Below are 19,464 nucleotides of genomic sequence, written 5' to 3' on the forward strand. Positions count from 1 at the left end.
CCCGCCGCGCCCCCGCCCCGCCGCGCCCCCGCCGCGCCGCGCCCCGCCGCCCCCCTCGCCGTCGATCAAGGGCAAACGCACGTGGTTCGATCTCTTTTCCACGTGCATTCGACCTTGATCGATGTGATCTCCCTTGATCGGCGCACGTCCGGCCGCGTAAGGCAGGCGGCCGGGCCGACGATGGCGCAGCTTCAGGGAAAGTGCGGCTTCGACCCGGCCGTGAGGCTGCAGTATCCCCGAAGTTGCGCGACCTACCCGCGGCCGTCGTCCGGCGAGCCGCCGTTGCGGCCGCGGTTGTCGATCACGATGACCCCGGCGGCGGCCCACTTGCCGTTGCGCCGCTGGACGCGACGGCGCCGCGCCACAGCGTCGGGGTGATCCCGCGCGGGCGGGACATCACGGTTGTCATGCACTTCGTCCATGCGCCCCACACCTCCGTCAGCGACCCGTTACCTTTGGCAACGGACGCGGGACTCAGGGGGATCAATGCGAAAGCCGCGGATAGTCGCAGACGTGGAAGATGCCAGGCTTACCCGCCGCCGGTTGCTGGTCAGCACCGGTTCGGGCGTGTTGGGTATCGCCGTCGTCAACACGATGGTGGGGTGCACGAGCTCAGACGAGCCGACCGGCGGCTCCAGCACGCCCGGTACGCCGGACACGGGCTCTACCGGCTCGGCAGGCGCGGCGGTCGCCGGCGACTGGCGCCGCGTCGACCTGGCGTTCGTCTCCGCATACGTGCTGGTCCGTGGCGGCGAGGTGGCCGTGGTCGACCTGGGCACCGAGGGGTCGGCCGACTCGATCGAGGCCGTGCTCAAGGGCGCCGGCATCGGGTGGGACGCCGTCAAGCACGTCATCCTCACCCACCAGCACGCCGACCACGCCGGTGGCCTGTCCGAGGTGGCGCCGCTGGTCTCCGCGTCCCTGTACGCCGGGGCGGCCGACGTCTCATCCATCACCTCCACGAAGCCGCTGAAGCCGGTCAACGACGGCGACGAGGTCTTCGGGCTGCAGATCGTCGGCACGCCGGGGCACACGGCGGGGCACGTAGCGGTGTTCGACCCGTCGACCGGTGTGCTGGTGGCTGGAGACGCGCTGCGGGCGACGGCCGGGCTCGAAGGCCCCGACGCGCGCTACACCGCCGACATGGCCCAGGCGGCGGCCTCCGTGCGCAAGCTGGCGGCGCTCGACGTGAAGACAATCCTCCCGGGGCACGGCGCCCCCGTGACCACCGGCGCCGCCGACGCGCTGACAAAGCTCGCCGAATCCCTGAAGTAGTCTGCCCCGATGTACGAGAACGTCCACCCGGTCACGACCGTGCGGGTCGGCACCATGACCGCCGAGATCGACCAGATGCTCGCACCCGTCATCGAGGCCACCTGGCGCAACGGCATCCAGACCCTGACCTCGTGCCAGGACGCCGGCGAGAGCAATGTGGACTGGGTGGAGAAGCTGCCGCACATGGCCGACTACGTCGCCACCCACAAGGGCTGGGCGTTCGTCGACTTCACGGTGGATAGCGGGCTGGCGTTCCTCGACGCCGTCGCCCGCGCCGGTGCGCGCGACGCGTTCTACGTACGCATGGTCCACTGGGCCGCGCCCGACGCGTGGCGGGTCAGCGTCAAGCCGTACGACGCGGCCATGTTCGACGAGAAGGCACCGTCCACGTTCGAGCTGCGGTTGATGCAGGTCACGTTTCCGCAGTACGACATCCCGGAGATCGCCCGGCGGCTCGACGCGCACGCCGCTAACCGGATCGTCGAGCCCGCGCCCACCGACTGGAGCACCGTCGGCCGGTAGCGGCACCGCTCCGGGGCTTACGAGCTCCAGGATGCGGGCTATCCGGTCGCAGCCGTCGAGCACCACGCTCCTCCGTTCGGGCCAGCCGCCGTACTCGCAGTAGATCTGCACGACGAGGGCGAGTCGACGACGAGGTAGAAGCGCGCCCACGGTCGTAGCGGTGGCGGATGGCGCTACATTGCCCTGTGAGCGCCGTCACCGAAGCGCGCTGCTCGGCGCGGCGATTAACTCGGTGGTCGCGGCACTGACGTGGCGGAACTCGTCCGGGGGTGTGGGTTTCCGCACCCCCGGTCGGCGGTTGGCCTCATGGTCGCGGCGCTGGCCGGTTCGTACCGTTGTCACATGATCAATTCGTTGACCAGCCAAACCGAGCCGCCGGAGGGTGGCCTGGTCGGCTTCGTGACCGACCTGGTGGAACGGCTCGGCGGCCCCGGCGCCGGCCTGGCGGTGGCGCTGGAGAACCTGTTTCCGCCGATCCCGAGCGAGGTCATCCTGCCGCTGGCCGGTTTCGCCGCCAGCCAGGGCAAGATGAACCTGTTCGGCGCCATCGCCTGGACCACCCTCGGCTCGATCGTCGGCGCCCTGGCGCTGTACTACGTGGGCGTCGCCCTCGGACGCGACAGGGTCCGGGCGATCGCGGCGCGGCTGCCGCTGGTGAAGCTGGCTGACGTCGACCGCACCGAGGCGTGGTTCGCCAGGCACGGTGGCAAGGCGGTCTTCTTCGGACGGATGATTCCCATCTTCCGCAGCCTGATCTCCATCCCGGCCGGCGTGGAGCGGATGCCCCTGGCGAGGTTCCTGCTGTACACCGCGCTGGGCAGCCTGATCTGGAACACCGTGTTCGTCATGGCCGGCTATCTGCTCGGCGACAACTGGCACACCGTCGAGTCCTATGCGGGCACGCTTCAGAAGGTGGTCATCGTCGCCTGTGTCCTCGCTTTCGGGTACTTCGTCGGCTCGCGGCTACTCAAGGCCCACCGCAAGCCGGCCGAGCAACCGGCGGCCCCCGCCCGGAGTGGGCGCGGCACCCTGTACGGCACCCCGCGCCGCCCGGACGACGCCTAGACTGCGGCTCGTGCGCAGACGCGACCGGTCGCGAGCACGGGCGGTCGAGCCACCCGAGCTGCTTGACGTCCGGATGGCGGATCAGCCGTCCCGGGATCAGCTCGCCGCGATGGCGCCGCGGGAGCAGTTCTCCGGTGCCACGCCGACCTGTGGCCTGTTGATGGTCCGGGAGCCCGCGGACACCGCTGATCCGAGCCGGCCGATCGCCGCGTGCCACCGCGACGACACGCTGGCGACGACCAAGTACCTGCTCGACCCCCGCCGTGCTGACGGAGCGGGACATCGCTGGCGTGGCGTGCACCAGGCGCGATGACGGGCGGAGCGGGATGACGCTGTCGCTGACCCGGCCCCGACCTGCGACCGGCTCGGTGGCCGTGGTGCTCGACGGGATCGTGATGGCCACTGTGGACGGGCGGGCGACCGTGGGCGGGCGGGGGTTAGACGGACATGGCGGCCGCGCGGCCGGCGGTGCGGCCGGAGAAGAGGCAGCCGCCGAGGAACGTGCCCTCGAGGGCGTTGTATCCGTGCGCGCCGCCGCCGCCGAATCCAGCCACCTCCCCGGCCGCGTACAGGCCGGGGATCGGCTGCCCGTCGGCGCCGAGTGCCCGCGAGTCCAGATCGGTCTGGATGCCGCCCAGCGTCTTGCGGGTCAGTATGTGCAGCTTCACGCCGATCAGCGGCCCGGCCGCCGGGTCGAGCAGGCGGTGCGGCGCGACGGTGCGGCCGAGCCGGTCGCCGATGTAACGCCGCGCGTTGCGGATGCCCTGGATCTGGGAGTCCTTGCTGTACGGGTTGGCGACCTGCAGGTCGCGCGACTCGATCTGTGCGCGGATCGCCGCGACGTCGAGCAGCGGCTCCTCGGTCAGTTTGTTCATGCTGGCGACCAGTTCGTCGAGGGTGTCGGCGACCACGAAGTCGGCGCCGTGCCGCTTGAACGCCTCGACCGGGGCGGGCGCGCCCTTGCCGAGAAGCCGCTCGCGTAGGAACGCCCGGCGGTCCTTGGCGGTGATGTCGGGGTTCTGCTCGGAGCCGGAGAGCGCGAACTCCTTCTCGATGATCTTCTGCGTCAGGATGAACCAGGAGTGGCTGTACCGCGCGATGTCCGGCGTGGTGCGCAGGTGCTTGAGCGTGCCGAGCGTGTCGTACCCGGGCAGGCACGTGCCGGGCAGCCGGCGGCCGAGCGCGTCGAACCACATCGACGACGGGCCGGGCAGGATGCGGATGCCGTGGCCGGGCCAGATCGGGTTCCAGTTCTGGACGCCCTCGGTGTAGTGCCACATCCGGTCGCGGTTGACCAGCCGCACGCCGGCGCCCGCGGCGATGTCGAGCATCCGTCCGTCCACATAGGCCGGTACGCCCGTCACCATCTCCGCCGGCGGCTGCCCGAGCCGCTCCGGCCAGTAGCGCCGCACGATCTCGTGGTTGGCGCCGATCCCGCCGGTGGTGACGACGACCGCCTGAGCGGTCAGTTCGAACTCCCCCACGGTGTCGCGATTGGACGGTACGCCGCGTGCCGCCTCGTCGGGCGCCAGCACGGTGCCGCGTACGCCGGTCGCGGCACCGCCGGACAGCACCAGCTCGTCGACCCGGTGGCGGTGGTAGAACCGGAGCAGCCCCGCGTCGGCGGCCCGCCGGGCGGACGCCACGAAGGGGGCGACCACGCCGGTGCCGGTGCCCCACGTGACATGGAAGCGCGGCACGGAGTTGCCGTGCCCGTCCGCCCGCAGCGCGCCGCGCTCGGCCCAGCCCACCGTCGGCAGGAACGTCACGCCGTGGCCGAGCAGCCACGAGCGCTTCTCCCCCGCGGCGAACTCGACGTACGCGCGCGCCCATTTGACCGCCCACGCGTCCTCGTCGTCCAGCCGGTCGAACCCGGCGCTGCCCTGCCAGTCCGACCACGCCAGCTCCAGCGAGTCGCGGATCCGCAGGCGGCGCTGCTCGGGCGTGTCGACGAGGAAGAGCCCGCCGAACGACCAGAAGGCCTGCCCGCCGAGGTTGGCGGCGTTCTCCTGGTCGACCAGCGCGACGGTCCGCCCGGCGGCGGTCAGCTCGTGTGCGGCGACCAGCCCGGCCAGCCCCGCCCCCACGACGATCACATCAGCGTCCACGCCGGCAGCCTAGCGCCACGCGATCAAGGTCCACGCCGCGCTGGGCAAAAGGGCACGGGACGCGTGGGTCGGTGTGGGGTGGCAGGCTGGCAGGCATGGAGGGCACGAGCCGGATGCGCAGGCTGAGCACGCCCGCCCTGATCACCCTGGCGGTCGCGGCGGCGTACGCGCTCGGCTCGGGCTGCTCCTGGCTGCTCTTCCGCGCCTCCGAGGCCGGCGCGGTGTTCTTCCCGCCCGCCGGGGTCACGCTGGGCGCGCTGCTCCTGGTCCGGCGCCGGCACTGGCCGTTGGTACTGCTCGCGGCAGGCACCGTGGAGCTCACCGTCGACCTGTGGCAGGGGCTCACGCCGGCCGCGACCGCCGGTTTCGTGCTCACCAACCTGGCCGAGCCGCTGGTCGGCGCGGCCCTGTTCCGGCGGTTCGTGCCGGGGCACGTCGACCTGACCCGGCGCCGCGACGCGGTCGCGTTCCTCACCTGCGCGGTGGGCGCCGGCCCGGTCGTGGGCGCGCTCATCGGTGCCACCACCAGCGTGTTGACCGAAGGCGACGGCTGGTGGGCGGCCTTCGGGCGGTTCTGGGCGGGTGACGGCCTGGCCGTCCTGACGCTCGGCGCCGCCGTGGTCGGGCTGGGATCGCTGCGCGGTGGGGCACGGCTGCGGCGCCTGGCGCGCGCCGCCGCCGTCCTGGGAGCCGCCGGGGTACTGACGGTGGTCGGCTTCTGGCCGCGCGAGGTGCCGCTGATTTACCTTCCGGTACCGCTGCTGCTGGCCCTCGCGTTCTGGGGGCGCGTGCCGACCGTCGGCGCGGCCGGGTTCGTGATGGCGTTCGCGGCCAACCTCCAGAGCGCCGCCGGGCGAGGACCGTGGGCGGCCGTGCCCGGCGAGCCGACCATGGAGCCCGCCTCCCTTCAGGTGTATCTGGCGTTCGTGGTGCTCGGCGGATACGTGCTGGCCATCGCGGTGGCCGAGCGCGACCGGGCGCGCGCCCAGTCGCGGCGGGAGGTGGAGGCCCGGCAGCGCCTTCAGTCGCTGCAGGCCGTGACGGCCGGTCTCGCGACCGCCGCGACCTCCGAGCAGGTGATCCGGGTACTGGTCGACCAGGGGGTCGGCATCGTGGCCGACCACGGCGGCGTGGCCCTTGCCGACCCGGGCGGCGAGCACGTGCGGATGTGGCCGACGGGTGTGGTGCCGACGACGGTGGTGGGGCGGTACGTCGAGGTCCGGCTCGACGCGGACGAGCCGCTGCCCGTCGTCGACGTCGTGCGCACCGGTGAGCCGATCGCACTGGCGTCGCTCGCCGAGATATCCGTGCGGTACCCGCAGCTCATCGCTGACGGTGCGGCCAGCGCGGGCAGCGATGCCGATGGCACCCGCAGCCTGTTGGTGGTGCCGGTCCGGGTGGGCCAGCGCAACACCGCCGCGCTGGCGTTCGGGTTCAACCGCGAGGGTGCGATCAGCCCGGAGGTGGCCTCGGTCGCGCAGACCCTCGCCGAGCTGGCCGGCCAGGCCATCGAGCGGGCGGCGCGGTACGAGGCCGAGCACGAGACGGCGCATCAACTCCAGCGGTCGCTGCTGCCCGACATCGCGCCGCACCTGCCCGGCGTCTCGGCCGCGGTCCGCTACCGTCCGGCCGAGCGCGGTCGGGACGTCGGCGGCGACTGGTACGACGTGTTCGAGCTGCCCGGCAACCGCGTGGGCATCGCGGTGGGTGACGTGGTCGGCCACGGGCTGCGGGCCGCAATCTCGATGGGCCGGCTGCAGCAGTCGCTGCGGTCGGCGGCGCTGACCGGCGCCGGCCCGGCCGAGGTGCTGGAGGCGCTCGACACCGCCTCGGCCTCGATCGCCGGTGCCGACTTCGCGACGGTCGGGTACGCCGAGTACAGCCCGATCGAGCGGACGCTGACATACAGCTGCGCCGGCCACCTGCCACCGCTGATGGTGGCCGACGGCACCGCCCAGTACCTGGACGGGGGTCGGTCACAGCCGCTGCGGCTGAGCACCAGGGCACGCCCGCAGTCGCAGGTCGTGGCGCCGCCGTCCGCGATGCTCGTCTGGTACTCGGACGGGCTGATCGAGCGTCGGCACCAGGTGATCGACGTGGGCTTCGACCGGCTCGCCGCCGCCGCGAGCGAGCTGTCCGGCTCCGACCCGCAGGCGTGGTGCGACCAGCTGCTGCGGGCGATGACGCACGGATACACGGTCACCGACGACATCGTGGTCGCCTGCCTGTATCTGGACGGCCCGACCTCGGGCACCGCCGGCTCGGCGCTGCGGCTGCGGCTGTCGTCGCCGGACGACCTGGCACCGACCCGGCGGACGCTGCGGGTGTGGTGCACCCGGCAGGAACTGTCGAACGACGAGACCGACGCGCTCCTGGTGGCCTGCAACGAGGCGCTCAGCAACGCGCTGGAACACGCCTACCGCGGCATGCCGGCGGGCCCGGTGGCCCTAAAGGTGGTCCGGGTCGACCGCCGGCAGGTGCGCGTCGAGGTGACCGACCGGGGGCGGTGGCACGCCAACTCGTACCACGACGCGGATCGGGGCCGGGGCCTCAACCTCGTCAACAAGCTGGCGCGCCGGGTTGTCGTCGACCTGAGCGACAGCGGCACCCGGGTGACGATCACCCTGCCGACAAGCTGACCGCCTCGTCCAGCAGCCGCTCCAGGGCGGCGGGGGTGGGCAGGTGGGCCAGCAGGTGGCGGACGCTGCGGTCCTGGTACCGGCGAATCTCCTCGTCGCGGGCGGTAAGGGCGTAGTCGAGCTGGCCCGACACATAGTTGGCCAGGCTGGTGACCGCGCCGGCGAACATGCCCATGCCGAGCGGCGGCAGCGTGCCCGCCACCGCGCGGTACCCGTCGAGGAGCGCACGGGCCCCGGCGGCGTTGACGCCGCCGTCGGGGTTGATGGTCCAGTGTGTGAGCGCGTCGCCGAGCTCCCAGCTCGGCGGCTGGCCGCCGGCGTGCTCCCAGCCCACGATGACGAGGCGGCCGTCGGCGGCCCGGCGCGCGTTGTTCGGGCCGAGGCTGTTGTGGCACAGCACCGGCGGCGCTGAGTTGGCCGGCCCGATCGAGTCCAGCGCCTCCAGTGTGGACACCGCAGCGGCGAGCGCGGGCGCCCAGGGCGCACCCTTCGCCTGGGCGGTCTGCGCCATCTCGGCCCAGCCGTGCGCGGCGAACCGCATCGTGTGCCAGGGGCTGACCCGGTCGACCGGCAACGCCAGCCCGTGCACGGTGGCGAGGATGCGTCCCAGTTCGCGGGTGACCGCCGCGCTCGCGGGCGCCGACAGCGGCGGCCCCGAGTGCAGCCACTGGTTCACCCGCCAGCCGTGCTCGCCGATCGACTCCACGATCGCTCCGGAGCGGCTGCGCACCGGGGCCGGCAGCAGTACGCCCGCGCCCGCCGCCGCCTCCTGGAGCGCGACCTCCGTCTCGGCGTCGACAATCGGTATCCAGGTGTCGGTCGTGCGGACCGCCCACCGGCCGCGGTCGGTCTCGAGCGACCATCGGCGGCCGATCTCGTCGGCCCGCGCCACCGACCGCATCGGGCTGGTGACCTCGCCGAGGTCGTACCGTTCGGCGATCGCGCGCGCCAGCGCCGGGTCGGCGACGTCTGCCCGGCCCTGCTGTCGGTCGACCTCGGCCTTGAGCTCGGTCCAGCCGGCGAAGCCGTACTGCTCGGCCAGTGACGCCTGCGCGTCGGCGAGCGAGGTCGTCGGGTCGGAGTCGCGGAGACCGGCCAGCAGATCTTTGGCCTGCTGGCGCAGGTGGTCGAGGTTGGGATGGTCAGGGAGCGTCTTCACGGAAGCACCTTTCACCCATAGTCCGTGGACAAGGGTTGGCTTCGAGCCTTCCGGCGGATCGCGGCGCGCTCCCCAACGCGCTCTTCGCAGCCTAACGCACGACCTCGATCACCGTCATGCCCGGCATCGTGGCAGCGGACGGTGATCGAGGCCGTTGTTCACGTGCCTACTTGGCGGCCCTACTTGGCGGCCCTACTTGGCGGCCCTACTTGGCGGCCTTGCCGAGTGCGGCCCAGAACTGGTCGAGCGTCTGCGGCGCGCCCCAGGCGGAGGACATCTCCGCCCGCTCGGCGTGCACGCCGACCATCGCCTTGTCGGCTGCGCCCTGCAGCCACAGGCCGTCCGGGAAGGCCAGGTACAGCGGGTCACCCGCGGCCACGCCCTTCGGCCGGACGACGGTGACGCCCTTCGCCGGCGTCCAGCCGCTGATGTCGTCGAGCACCGCGACCACCTTCAGGTTCTGCGCGGCCTTGGCCAGCTGCGCGGCGTCGGCGGAGGAGCTGATGTTGAGCTGCGCGTAGACCGTGCTCCCCGCAGCCGCCGTGCCCTTCAGCACCGAGTCGACCTTGATCACCAGGGTCACGTACGGTACGGAGCGGCCGGCCTGGCCCGCCTTGCTGTAGCTGATGCCGTCGGTGACGCCGACCAGCGTGCCGCGGACGATGAGTTCGCTGGCGGCGACGGCCGCCGCCGGGCTGGCGAGCTTGTCGTAGTCGAGTTCCAGACCGCGGGCGGCTGCGGAGGCGAGTTGGGTGGCCGAGGCGGTATCAGCCTGGGCCTCGGAGGCGGTCCCCGTGGTGGCGGACCGGTCACCGGCGCAGCCAGTAAGTGCGAAGAAGGCGGCCGCCGCGGCGGCGGTCATTGCGATCACGTATCGCTTGAACATTTTCTCACTCCTTTCTGGTGCGACCGGTCAGAACTGCGCGTTGATGTGGGAGATGTCGTGCGCGTGGTACCGGCGCCACTGGATGTCGAGGCTGGGGATCTCGCCGGAAATCATGGCGCAGTTGTGCTCCCCGGGGGAATGGTGGCCGAGGCCGATGGTGTGTCCGATCTCGTGCACGGATGTCTTGTCGCGGTCGGCGATGTCGTTGTCGCCGATGTCGATCTGGGCGAAGTCGATCCTGACGTCAGCCGAGTCACACACGGATCCCGACCAGAAGATGCATTCCGCCTGGCCGCGAATGGTGCCGGCCAGGTCGAGCGACCACCACCAGACGTCGGTGGTGTTGGCCGAACACGCGCCCAGGTTGGAAATGGTCATGTCGGTCGTGCTGTCCAGGATGTTCATGGCATACGTGCCCGTGCCCGGGTCGATACTGCTGGAGAATCCCCCCGTGAAGCAGTACGTGTGGAGCCCGCTGTCTGGCAGCCAGGTCTCCGGATATACAGTCGCACTCGCCTGTCCCGGCAGAAACAGGCTTCCCGCCGCGGCGGCGATGATCGCGATTAGCGCGATCCTGAATCGACGCATTTGGCCCTCCCCCTTTGATGCATTCAGCCGAATGACTGCAGTGCACGATGACACCACAGGGGAAGAGATCGACATTCATAAGTCCTCGATCCGACGATTTAACGATGGCCATTCATCTCATCGAGGTTGACACATCAGCATAAACGCCCCGTTTTCTGATCAGCCCTTCCCATCGATGTAAATAGATTTACCCGCATAACTGCCTTTAATAGGCTGTGGTCGAGGGTTGCGTGGCCGATCCTGGACATGTACTGTCCAGATATGCGGATGAGCGAGGGCGTGGAGTGGGCACTGCACAGCTGCCTCAACCTGACCTGGCTGCCACCCGGGCAGGCCGTCCCGACGGCGAAGCTGGCGCAGTTCTACGAGCTACCTGCGGCATACCTGAACAAGCAGCTCCAGGCCCTCGCCCGCGCGGGCATCGTGTCCTCGACACCCGGCCCGCGCGGAGGCTTCCGGCTCGCGCGCAGCCCGGAGACGATCACACTGCTCGACGTGGTCGTCGCCATCGAGGGCGCTGACGAGGCCTTCCGCTGCGAACAGCTGCTCAAGCGGGGGCCGGGCGCCGACCCCGAGGTCGACTACCGGCAGGCTTGCCTCGTCTCGCGGGCCATGCGCCGCGCAGACCTGGCCTGGCGCCGGGAGCTGGCCGGCCAGACGCTGGCCGACCTGAAGGCCGAGGTCGAACGCCACTACCCCAGCACGCCGAACAACACCGTGAACAGGTTCGCGGCCTTGCGCGCCTGACCGCCCAGTCAAAGCCCTTCCTGTGGGAGGGCTTTCCTTCGGAAGGAATTCTAGATGCCGAATATCCAGAACTATCTGAAGTCCGCCGTACGCGGCCAGGTCTGGCTGCCCGGTGAGCCCGGGTTCGACACCGCCCGGCGCCCGTGGAACCTCGCCGTCGAACAGCCCGTCGCGGCCGTGGTCGAGGCCGCCGACGCCGACGACGTGGCCGCGCTCGTCTGCCACGCACGCGCCGCCGGGCTCGGCGTCACCACGCAACCGAACGGGCACGGCGCCACCGGCGGCACGGAGGGCACGATCCTGCTGCGCACCGGCCGCCTGGACACGCTGGAGGTCGACCCGGTCAAGCGCCGCGCCCGCGTCGGTGCCGGGGCACCGTCAGGCCGGCTCCAGGCCGCCACCGCGGCGCACGGCCTCACCGGACTGCCCGGCAGCTCCCCGGTCGTCAGCGTCACGGGTGTCGCCCTCGGCGGTGGGCTGAGCTGGTTCGGCCGCGCCCATGGCTGGGTCGCCGACAGCGTCACCGCGTACGAGATCGTCGACGCCGCCGGCCAGCGGCGGCGCGTGACCGCCGAGACCGAGGCCGACCTGTTCTGGGCCATGCGCGGCGCCGGCGGCGACTTCGCCGTCGTCACCGCCCTCGAACTCGACCTGCATCCCGCACCCCACCTCTACGGTGGCCGGACACTGTGGACGGTCGAGCACGCCCCCGCCGCAATCGCCGCCTACCGGCAGATCACCTCGCAGGCGCCGAACCAGCTGACCGTGTGGCTGGACCTGCTGCACTTCCCCGGCGCGGACCCGATGGTCGCCATCGACGCCACGTATCTGGGCGAGGAGAACGAGGCGCGCCACCTACTGGCCCCGATCGACCGCGTACCGGGGCCGCTCGCCGACACCCGGCGCGTGATGTCGGTCGCCGAACTCGGATCCATCACCGCCGAACCGACCGACCCCAGCCCTGGCCTGTCACACGCCGAACTACTGACCGACCTGGACGACACCGCCGTGCAAACCCTGCTGGCGAACCCGATCGCGCCGCTGCTCAGCGTCCAGATCCGCCATCTCGAAGGCGCGTTCGCGCACGCGTCGGACAGCCCACACGGGCCGCTGACCGAGCGGCACGCGCTGTATCTGTTCGGCATTCCCACCGACCCGGCGACCGCGCAATCCGTCACCGCCAAGCAACGCGCCCTCGCCAGCGCGCTGCCCACCAGCGGCCGCAAGCCCTTTACCTTCCTCAACCCCGGCGAGACCGTCGCCGACGCCTTCACCCCGGACGTCGTCACCCGGCTGCGCGACGTCAAGCACCATCACGACCCGGACAACGTCTTCCGCTCCAACTTCCCGGTGCGAGGCTGACCGGAGGCAGCTCGGAGCCGGCGCGTCATCACACCCAGGACTCGTCATGACAGGTGTCAGATCCAGCCGTACCCGCGAGCGACCCGGACGGCCTCGTGGCGGTTGGTGGCACCGAGCTTGCCGACGGCGGACGAGAGGTAGTTGCGCACGGTGCCCGGCGACAGCGACGCCCGGTGGGCGATCTCCTCCACCGGCGAGCCGTCTGCGGCCAGCTCCAGCACCTGCGCCTCTCGTGCGGTCAGCGGGCTGTCTCCCACGCTGATCGCCTCGGCGGCCAGCTGCGGGTCGACATAGCGGCCACCACTGTGGACGGTGCGGACCACGGTGGCCAGAACCTCCGCGGAGACCGTCTTGGGCAGGAACCCGCGCACGCCGGCGGTGAGCGCCCGTTTGAGATGACCTGGCAGGCCGTGACTGGTGACGATCATGGTGCGGCACGGCGGCACGTCGGCCTGGAGCGCCTTGGCCACCTGCACGCCGTCGAGGTCCGGCAGCTGGAGGTCGAGGATGGCCACGTCCGGGCGCAGCGCCCGGGCCATCGACAGCGCCTCGGTACCGGTGGCTGCCTGCGCCACCACCGTCAGGTCGTCTTCCAGGCCCAGCAGCGCCGCCAGCGCGCCCCGGATCAGGTGCTCGTCGTCGGCGAGCAGGATCCGGATCCCTTGTGGACTCACGCTGGGCCCTCCTCGGCAGCCGCCACAGCCCGGGTTGGCAACTCGACCGTGAGGCGGAAACGCTCCCGGAGACGGTCAGCGGCGACAGTGCCGCCGAGGCCCGCGGCCCGTTCCGCCAGACCGACCAGGCCGCCGCCGAAGCGGACACGGCCGCCGTCGGGCGCGGGCTCGCCGCGCACGCCGTCGTTCTCGATGGTGAGAGTGACGGTACCGCTGGCGCCCGGCCGAAGAGCGATGGTGCAGTTTCGCGCGTCGCTGTGCCGCAGCACGTTGGTCACTCCCTCCCGCACCGCCCAGCCCAGCGGTGTCCGCACCGGCTCGGGCAGCCCACCGCTCTCCCCGATCATGCGGCATTCGATGCCTGCCGAGGCCAACAGCGAGCGGGCACCGGCCAGCTCGACGTCCAGATTCGCCGAACGGTATCCGCCTACCACCGCGCGCAGCTCGGTCATCGACTCCTGCGCGACCCGGCGCACTTCGAGCATCTCGTCGATGGCAGTGTCCTGGCCGCGCCGGGCCAGCTGCGCGGCCAGCTCCGCCTTCAGCGCGATGGTCGACAGGGTCCGCCCGACGACGTCGTGCAGGTCGCGGGCGAAGCGGAACCGCTCCTCGGCGACCGCCAGGCTGGCCTGGACCTCACGCGCCCGGTCCAGCTCCCAGACCAGGCCGAGCATCCACGCTGAGACGCGTCCGGCCAACGCCACCACGGTGAGCAGCATTCCGAACGCGACGACCGCGTCGGGGACCGGGGCGCCCTGGAGGGCCGACAGCGTGTACGCCGCCGCGCACGCGGCCGCCGCCGCGAGCGCGGTGACGCGTGGCCGCACCGCCGTGGCGAGCGCGGCCACGAAGCAGCCGTTCAGGATGAGCAGGATGCCGTTGGCCGGCCCATCCGGGTGGCCGGGCGTCACCTCTGGGTACGCGAGGTAGCCACCGGCCGTCCCCGCGGCCGTCAGCGCGGCGGTGGCGGCGATGAGCGCCGTCGGTCGCGGTCCTCGGCCAAGGTAGTTGTCGAGGCCGGCGCGCACTAGCTGGACGCACAGCAGCACGTGGACCCCGATGAGCGCGAGCACGAGCCACACCGCCGCGCCGAGCTCCGGCGCGAGGCCGACGGCCACCAGGAATGGAACGAACGCGAAGTTCAGGTAGAACGACCACCTGACGCTCAGGTCGAACCGGGCCGCGTGGCTGCGCCGGCGCCACCACCCCAGCACAACCATCACCCGCTCTCGTCCGGCTGCCACACCAACATCGGATCGCCACCGTACCGGGGACGCGTCACGCTACCGCCGCGGCTCCCACCGGAACCAGTACCGGATCGCCACCGCACCGAGCACCATCCACGCCACGAGCACCGCCGCCGGCACGGCGGCCGGGCCGAACGCCCCGGCGAAGTCTTCCGGCGCGCGCTCGCCGGCAGTACCCACCCAGCCCAGGCGCATCAGCTCCACTACCGGGCTCAGTGGAAGCGCCCGCAGCGCGGACGCCACCGGGTCGGGCAACTCCTCCAAGGGCACCATCAACCCGGACCCGAACAGGCATCCCAGCAGGATGGGCAGGGTGGTGATCTGTGCCAGCTCCGTCGTACGGGTGAACACGGACGAGGCCGCGGCGAGCAGGACGAACACGACGACACCACCCGCCACACCGAACAGCAGCAGCGGGGCGTTGACCGGTGCGGGCAGCCCGAGAAACACCGCACCGGCCACCACGGACAGCAACGACTGGGCCAAGGCGACGGCGACGGCGGGGCTCGCGACACCGGCGAGGATCTCCGCGTCGGTGAGCTCCCCGGCGCGCAGCCGCTTCAGCACCAGCTCCTCGCGCCGGGCCACGTACGCCGTCACCAGGTTGTAGTACACGGCGGCGAGCAGGACGAAGCCGAGCATCGCGGTGAGGAGGAAGGCCATTGTGGACAGGGCACCCCGGTCGGCGGATACGCCGGCCAGCGGCCCGACCAGCGTCACGGGCAGGACGATCGCGCTGAACAGCGCCGCCCGGTTGCGCAGCAGCAGCGTGAGTTCCGCCCGGCCGAGTGACCGGATCCGTCGCGCGGCGCTCATCGGGAGCCCCCGTCCGCCGCGATCGCCAGGAACGCCTCCTCCAGCGACGCCGGCCTGGCGTCCAGGTCACCAAGGGCGACGCCGCGCTCGGCTGCCCAGCACAGCAGCGCCGTCAACGCCTGCTGTGGCGCGTTGGTGTGGACGGTGAGGCGCGGGCCGTCCCGCTCCGGTGGTCTGGAGTCGGGCAGGGATGGCAGGTCACCCGCGTACACGTTGTCCGGCAGCGTGAACCGGATCCGCGCCGGGTACGCGGCGATGACCTCGCTCGGTGAGCCCGCCGCCATGACCCTGCCGCGGTGCATGATGGCGAGGCGGTCGGCCAGCTCCTGCGCCTCCTCCAGGTAGTGCGTGGTGAGCAGCACGGTGACGCCGTCGCGCAGCAGGCCGCGCACCAGGCGCCAGGTGTCGCGCCGGCTCTCCGGGTCGAGCCCGGTGGTCGGTTCGTCGAGAAACAGCACATCGGGCCTGCCGAGTATCGCCAGTGCCAGGTCGAGGCGGCGGCGCTCGCCACCGGACAGCTGCTTCACCCGCACCCCAGCCCGGTGCTCCATCCCGGCCATCGCGAGCGCCTCCGCGACCGGGCGAGGCTTGGTGAGCGTGCCGCCCCACATCGTGGCGGTCTCCGCGACGGTCAGCTCAGGCGGAAAACCGCCCTCCTGCAGCATCACGCCGACGCGTGGCCGCAGCCTCGCCCGCTGGGTGTACGGGTCGTGCCCGAGCACACGCACCGTGCCGCCGCTCGGCCGTCCGAGCCCTTCCACCAGTTCCAGTGTGGATGTCTTGCCCGCGCCGTTCGTGCCGAGCAGCGCGAACAGCTCGCCCCGCTCGACCTGAAAGGAGACGCCACGCACCGCCTCGTACCCCTCGTAGCGGCGGCGGACCTCGCACGCCTCGACCACGCTGCCGGAATTCGTCATGCACCGAGTGTTCGGCACGGGCTGGGGCGGCTGTAGTGCCGCGCTACACCGATCGGCGTGCGCGGTGCCCGGCGGCGCGATGACAGATGTCACGCCGCCGGGCTCCGGTCAGGTGTGTGCGTAGATCGTCGGGCCACACGTGCCCGCGATGTTGGTGCCGTTGTTAGAGATACAGACGTAGAACCGGAAGCTCAGGTTCTCCGCGTAGTCGAGGTTCCAGTGGGCGAGGGGCTCGTCGCTGCCTTTGGAATTGGTTCGTTGCTGCCAGCCACCCTTGTTGACGGAGAAGTAGACCCGGACCCCAGCGTGATCACTGGCATTGTCGTAGATGTACAGGTGCTCGCCATACGAGTCGAAGAAGGCCGAACCGGCCGCGGTCTTGTACGGCGCGTCAGCCTTGGTGTCCGTCCACCAGCAGGGGTAAGGGCAGTCGTCGGCCCGTGCCGGGGCCGCCGTCACGAGCAGCGCGGCCACGATGACCGCGACCGCCATAAATCCTCGGACAAGAATCCTCATGGTGACGCAGTCTCCCGTGGCCGCCGGCGGATAGGCCGCGGCCGCCCGGCGTCTTGAGGAAATCTTGAACGGCTACGCGCCGGCCGTGACCCACTCGTAGGCGCGTGGACCGGTCGTTTGCAGGGTCGCGAAGTTGCTGTTGACCCGAGTGGCCTCCTGCGCGTTGGGGAACGCGTTGGTGCACGAGATCGCCGCGCTGCTGCCGGACATCAGGTCGGCACACAACCCAGTGCGCCGGTCGGGCAGGCCGAGCAGATGGCCGAACTCGTGCGCGGCGATGCGTGGCGGGTGGTAGCCCTGGTTGACCGCCTGGCGACCCATGTACCAGTACCCGTTGCCGAGCGACTGGGTGTATGCGCGCGGCCACCCGTTGTCGACGTACACGGTGATGTTGGCGCGCCGGCCCGCCGGCACCGGCTCCAGGCGCACGTTGGTGACGCGGTTGTTCCAGTTCTGCGCGCCCTGGTGGACGACGGCGACGAACTCCGCGGCGCGACTGGCGTCGTAGTACAGCACCCGAGGTGCCGCCTGTGCCGGCGCGGCGCCGGCGAGCTGCACCGCCGCGAGCGCCACGGCGCCGAGCGCCGCGGCCAGGATTCTTCGTGCGAGCATCGGATGGCCTCCCCTATCCATAGAGCCAGATATTTCAATATAGGCGCTGTGTGCCGGGCTCGACTGAACTGCGACGACGCGAGATCCGTATTGGTTGGCATCGACAACCGCGCACGGCGCGGACCGGCGCGCGAGGTGTTCACCGAGTCCGGAAACTTCATCCGCAGCCGCCTGCGCGGCGACTGACCCGGGTCACGCCTCGACGAGCAGCGCGTCGAGGATGTGCCGCGCCCCGGCGAGCGAGCCGCGGAGGCTGACGGACCGGAGCTCCCGGCCCAGGATGACGGCCGCGTCTCGCACCCGCCGGTCGGAGCCGGCCTCGCCGGCGGCCAAGGCGGCCTCCACGCGTGTCCACAGCCGCCACTGATCGTCGTCGAGCAGCCGCCGGGCCGCCCGGTCGAGCGCGGCGCAGGTGATGTCGACGGCGGCGACCTCGCCGAGGTCGGCGACCCAGGCAAGCTCGTCCGCGGCGGGCACCAGGGCGGGCGCCTCGTGTGCGAGCACGGCGTAGAGCATGGCCAGCGTGGTCTGGTGGCCGTCACCGTCGTACCGCGCACCGACTCCGGAGCGCCACGGCGGGAACCGCTCGGTCAGGTGCGCCGCCCGGCCGAGCGGTAGGTCGGCGGCGAGCCGGCAGTCGCGGACCCGGGCGTGGAACGGTCGGTGTTCGCGCAGGGCGAACATCGACGCGCGGTGCTCGTCTCCACCGGCGGGAAAGCCGAGCCGCTGGTCCGCTAGCAGGCGTGCGGCGACCAGATACGGCACGCCAAGCCGCGCGGCCAGGGCGCGGACCGCGCGCCTGCGGGCCCGGTCGGGAACCGGTCGTCGCTGCCTCGTGCCCGTCATCGTTGTAATCTAGAACAGCAGCCGCGCCTGCACGAGCGTTGCGAGGCTCCCCACGCGGGCCCCGCGCCGACGCCAAGAGGCTCTGACTCAGCGCACGCCACCTTCTCCGTTCACCGTGCGCACGCGTGCGTCCGTCGGGTGGGGTGCGTGGGGCCTCGCCGCGAAGGCGTGAGTGCTGTGTTCGAACGCTTCACTGACCGTTCCCGTCGGGTCATCGTCCTGGCTCAAGAAGAAGCCCGGATGCTCAACCACAACTACATCGGCTCCGAGCACATCCTGCTCGGTCTCATCCATGAGGGTGAGGGCGTTGCGGCCAAGGCCCTGGAGAGCCTCGGTATCTCCTTGGAGGGCGTCCGCCAGCAGGTCGAGGAGATTATCGGTCAGGGTCAGCAGGCGCCGAGCGGGCACATTCCGTTCACGCCGCGGGCCAAGAAGGTGCTGGAGCTGTCGCTGCGCGAGGCGTTGCAGCTTGGGCATAACTACATCGGCACCGAGCACATCCTGCTGGGGCTGATCCGTGAGGGCGAGGGCGTCGCGGCCCAGGTGCTGGTCAAGCTCGGCGCCGACCGGGGCCGGGTCCGTCAGCAGGTCATCCAGCTGCTCTCCGGCCACCCGTCGACCGCGCCGGTCGAGCCGCGCACCGGTGAGGCGGTGCCCGCGGCTTCGACGGTCCTCGACCAGTACGGCGAAAACCTCACCCAGGCGGCGCGCGACGGCAAGCTCGCGCCCGTCATCGGGCGCGACCGCGAGATCCAGCGCGTGACGGTCGTGCTCTCGTGCCTGACAAAGAACAATCCGGTACTGGTAGGCGAGCCCGGTGTCGGCAAGACGGCCGTCGTCGAAGGGCTGTGCCAGCGGATCGCGCAGGGCACCGTGCCCGAGCCACTCAAGCACAAGCAGGTATACACATTGGACCTCGCCGGTCTTGTGGCGGGTTCCCGCTACCGGGGCGACTTCGAGGAGCGGCTGCGGAAGGTCGTGAAGGAGTGCCGCAACCGGGGCGACATCGTGCTGTTCATCGACGAGATCCACACCCTGGTCGGCGCTGGCGCCGCCGAGGGTGCGATCGACGCGGCGGGCATCCTCAAGCCGATGCTGGCCCGCGGCGATCTGCAGACGATCGGCGCGACGACACTCGACGAGTACCGCAGGTACTTCGAGAAGGACGGCGCCCTCGCCCGGCGCTTTCAACCGATCCAGGTCGAGGAGCCCACCCGTGCCCAGGCCATCGAGATGCTCAAGGGCCTGCGCGACCGGTACGAGAAGCACCACAGGGTGTCCATCTCGGACTCGGCGGTCGCGGCGGCGGTGAGTCTGGCGGACCGGTACGTCTCCGACCGGCACCTGCCTGACAAGGCGATCGACCTGATCGACCAGGCGGGCGCGTGGATGCGGATCCGGCAGCTGACGGAGGTCGACGATGAGCAGATCGCTGAGGTGTTGGCGAACTGGACCGGTATTCCGGTGTACAAGCTGACCGAGGAG

Annotated in this window: 20 protein-coding genes; 8 read left to right on the forward strand and 12 right to left on the reverse strand. The window is 71.3% G+C overall.

Translation table 11 applies throughout. The annotated features are described in order from the left end of the window. Positions 1 to 251 precede the first annotated feature (251 nt). Positions 252 to 422 (reverse strand): hypothetical protein, encoded by a 171-nt coding sequence (locus V6V89_RS37875; protein ID WP_334624493.1) that lies wholly within the window; start codon positions 420 to 422, stop codon positions 252 to 254. A gap of 91 nt (positions 423 to 513) precedes the next feature. On the opposite strand from V6V89_RS37875, the gene V6V89_RS37880 reads away from it, so the two are divergent. From V6V89_RS37880 to V6V89_RS37895, 4 genes are all read left to right on the forward strand, one after another. Next, positions 514 to 1,275: an MBL fold metallo-hydrolase gene (locus V6V89_RS37880; RefSeq protein ID WP_334624494.1), complete on the forward strand. Its 762-nt coding sequence runs from the start codon at positions 514 to 516 to the stop codon at positions 1,273 to 1,275. A 9-nt stretch (positions 1,276 to 1,284) separates the two neighbouring features. Then, positions 1,285 to 1,797, forward strand: coding sequence for a hypothetical protein (locus V6V89_RS37885; protein WP_334624495.1), 513 nt, complete (start codon positions 1,285 to 1,287; stop codon positions 1,795 to 1,797). A 342-nt stretch (positions 1,798 to 2,139) separates the two neighbouring features. Further along, entirely contained in the window at positions 2,140 to 2,862 is a 723-nt protein-coding gene (locus V6V89_RS37890; RefSeq protein WP_334624496.1) for a DedA family protein, read from the forward strand. 10 nt (positions 2,863 to 2,872) lie between these two features. Beyond that, positions 2,873 to 3,175 carry a hypothetical protein gene (locus tag V6V89_RS37895; protein WP_334624497.1) on the forward strand — a complete coding sequence of 101 codons (303 nt, stop codon included), beginning with the start codon at positions 2,873 to 2,875 and terminating at the stop codon, positions 3,173 to 3,175. Between the two features lie 124 nt (positions 3,176 to 3,299). Here the strand turns inward: V6V89_RS37895 and V6V89_RS37900 are convergent, their stop codons facing one another. Beyond that, positions 3,300 to 4,970 (reverse strand): FAD-binding dehydrogenase, encoded by a 1,671-nt coding sequence (locus V6V89_RS37900; RefSeq protein ID WP_334624498.1) that lies wholly within the window; start codon positions 4,968 to 4,970, stop codon positions 3,300 to 3,302. Between the two features lie 95 nt (positions 4,971 to 5,065). Between V6V89_RS37900 and V6V89_RS37905 the strand changes: the two genes are divergently transcribed. Next, positions 5,066 to 7,609 carry a SpoIIE family protein phosphatase gene (locus V6V89_RS37905; RefSeq protein WP_334624499.1) on the forward strand — a complete coding sequence of 848 codons (2,544 nt, stop codon included), beginning with the start codon at positions 5,066 to 5,068 and terminating at the stop codon, positions 7,607 to 7,609. Here V6V89_RS37905 and V6V89_RS37910 read toward each other — a convergent pair. From V6V89_RS37910 to V6V89_RS37920, 3 genes are all read right to left on the reverse strand, one after another. Further along, a complete protein-coding gene (locus V6V89_RS37910) occupies positions 7,590 to 8,768 on the reverse strand; it encodes a phosphotransferase enzyme family protein (RefSeq protein ID WP_334624500.1) in 1,179 nt (392 codons plus the stop codon). The two genes, V6V89_RS37905 and V6V89_RS37910, sit on opposite strands and share 20 nt — an antisense overlap. A 205-nt stretch (positions 8,769 to 8,973) precedes the next feature. After that, positions 8,974 to 9,654 carry a hypothetical protein gene (locus V6V89_RS37915; protein ID WP_334624501.1) on the reverse strand — a complete coding sequence of 227 codons (681 nt, stop codon included), beginning with the start codon at positions 9,652 to 9,654 and terminating at the stop codon, positions 8,974 to 8,976. A gap of 27 nt (positions 9,655 to 9,681) precedes the next feature. After that, positions 9,682 to 10,317: a hypothetical protein gene (locus V6V89_RS37920; protein WP_334624502.1), complete on the reverse strand. Its 636-nt coding sequence runs from the start codon at positions 10,315 to 10,317 to the stop codon at positions 9,682 to 9,684. Between the two features lie 186 nt (positions 10,318 to 10,503). On the opposite strand from V6V89_RS37920, the gene V6V89_RS37925 reads away from it, so the two are divergent. Continuing rightward, on the forward strand, positions 10,504 to 10,989 hold the full coding sequence (locus V6V89_RS37925; RefSeq protein ID WP_334624503.1) for an RrF2 family transcriptional regulator: 486 nt from the start codon (positions 10,504 to 10,506) through the stop codon (positions 10,987 to 10,989). 54 nt (positions 10,990 to 11,043) lie between these two features. Continuing rightward, a complete protein-coding gene (locus V6V89_RS37930) occupies positions 11,044 to 12,351 on the forward strand; it encodes an FAD-binding oxidoreductase (RefSeq protein WP_334624504.1) in 1,308 nt (435 codons plus the stop codon). A gap of 56 nt (positions 12,352 to 12,407) precedes the next feature. Here V6V89_RS37930 and V6V89_RS37935 read toward each other — a convergent pair whose 3' ends face one another. The 7 genes from V6V89_RS37935 to V6V89_RS37965 all read right to left on the reverse strand — a co-directional run bounded on the left by V6V89_RS37935 (position 12,408) and on the right by V6V89_RS37965 (position 17,979). Continuing rightward, positions 12,408 to 13,025 carry a response regulator transcription factor gene (locus V6V89_RS37935; protein WP_334624506.1) on the reverse strand — a complete coding sequence of 206 codons (618 nt, stop codon included), beginning with the start codon at positions 13,023 to 13,025 and terminating at the stop codon, positions 12,408 to 12,410. Next, complete coding sequence (locus V6V89_RS37940; protein WP_334624507.1) at positions 13,022 to 14,269, reverse strand: sensor histidine kinase; 1,248 nt, start codon at positions 14,267 to 14,269, stop codon at positions 13,022 to 13,024. The genes V6V89_RS37935 and V6V89_RS37940 overlap by 4 nt, the downstream gene beginning before the upstream one ends. Positions 14,270 to 14,308: 39 nt before the next feature. Further along, a complete protein-coding gene (locus V6V89_RS37945; RefSeq protein WP_334624508.1) occupies positions 14,309 to 15,088 on the reverse strand; it encodes an ABC transporter permease in 780 nt (259 codons plus the stop codon). Then, positions 15,085 to 16,005: an ABC transporter ATP-binding protein gene (locus V6V89_RS37950; protein WP_334624509.1), complete on the reverse strand. Its 921-nt coding sequence runs from the start codon at positions 16,003 to 16,005 to the stop codon at positions 15,085 to 15,087. Before V6V89_RS37950 ends, V6V89_RS37945 begins: the two co-directional genes overlap by 4 nt. 108 nt (positions 16,006 to 16,113) lie before the next feature. After that, a complete protein-coding gene (locus V6V89_RS37955) occupies positions 16,114 to 16,521 on the reverse strand; it encodes a hypothetical protein (RefSeq protein WP_334624510.1) in 408 nt (135 codons plus the stop codon). Positions 16,522 to 16,593: 72 nt separating this feature from the next. Further along, positions 16,594 to 17,133, reverse strand: a complete 540-nt coding sequence (locus tag V6V89_RS37960; protein ID WP_334624511.1) for a snapalysin family zinc-dependent metalloprotease — start codon at positions 17,131 to 17,133, stop codon at positions 16,594 to 16,596. 192 nt (positions 17,134 to 17,325) lie between these two features. Continuing rightward, positions 17,326 to 17,979 carry a hypothetical protein gene (locus V6V89_RS37965; protein WP_334624512.1) on the reverse strand — a complete coding sequence of 218 codons (654 nt, stop codon included), beginning with the start codon at positions 17,977 to 17,979 and terminating at the stop codon, positions 17,326 to 17,328. A gap of 177 nt (positions 17,980 to 18,156) precedes the next feature. Here V6V89_RS37965 and V6V89_RS37970 point away from each other — a divergent pair. Further along, the coding region (locus V6V89_RS37970) for a Clp protease N-terminal domain-containing protein (RefSeq protein WP_334624513.1) at positions 18,157 to 19,464 on the forward strand (1,308 nt) is incomplete at its 3' end.

Source organism: Micromonospora sp. CPCC 206061, from assembly GCF_036906915.1.
Taxonomy (GTDB): Bacteria; Actinomycetota; Actinomycetes; order Mycobacteriales; family Micromonosporaceae; genus Phytohabitans.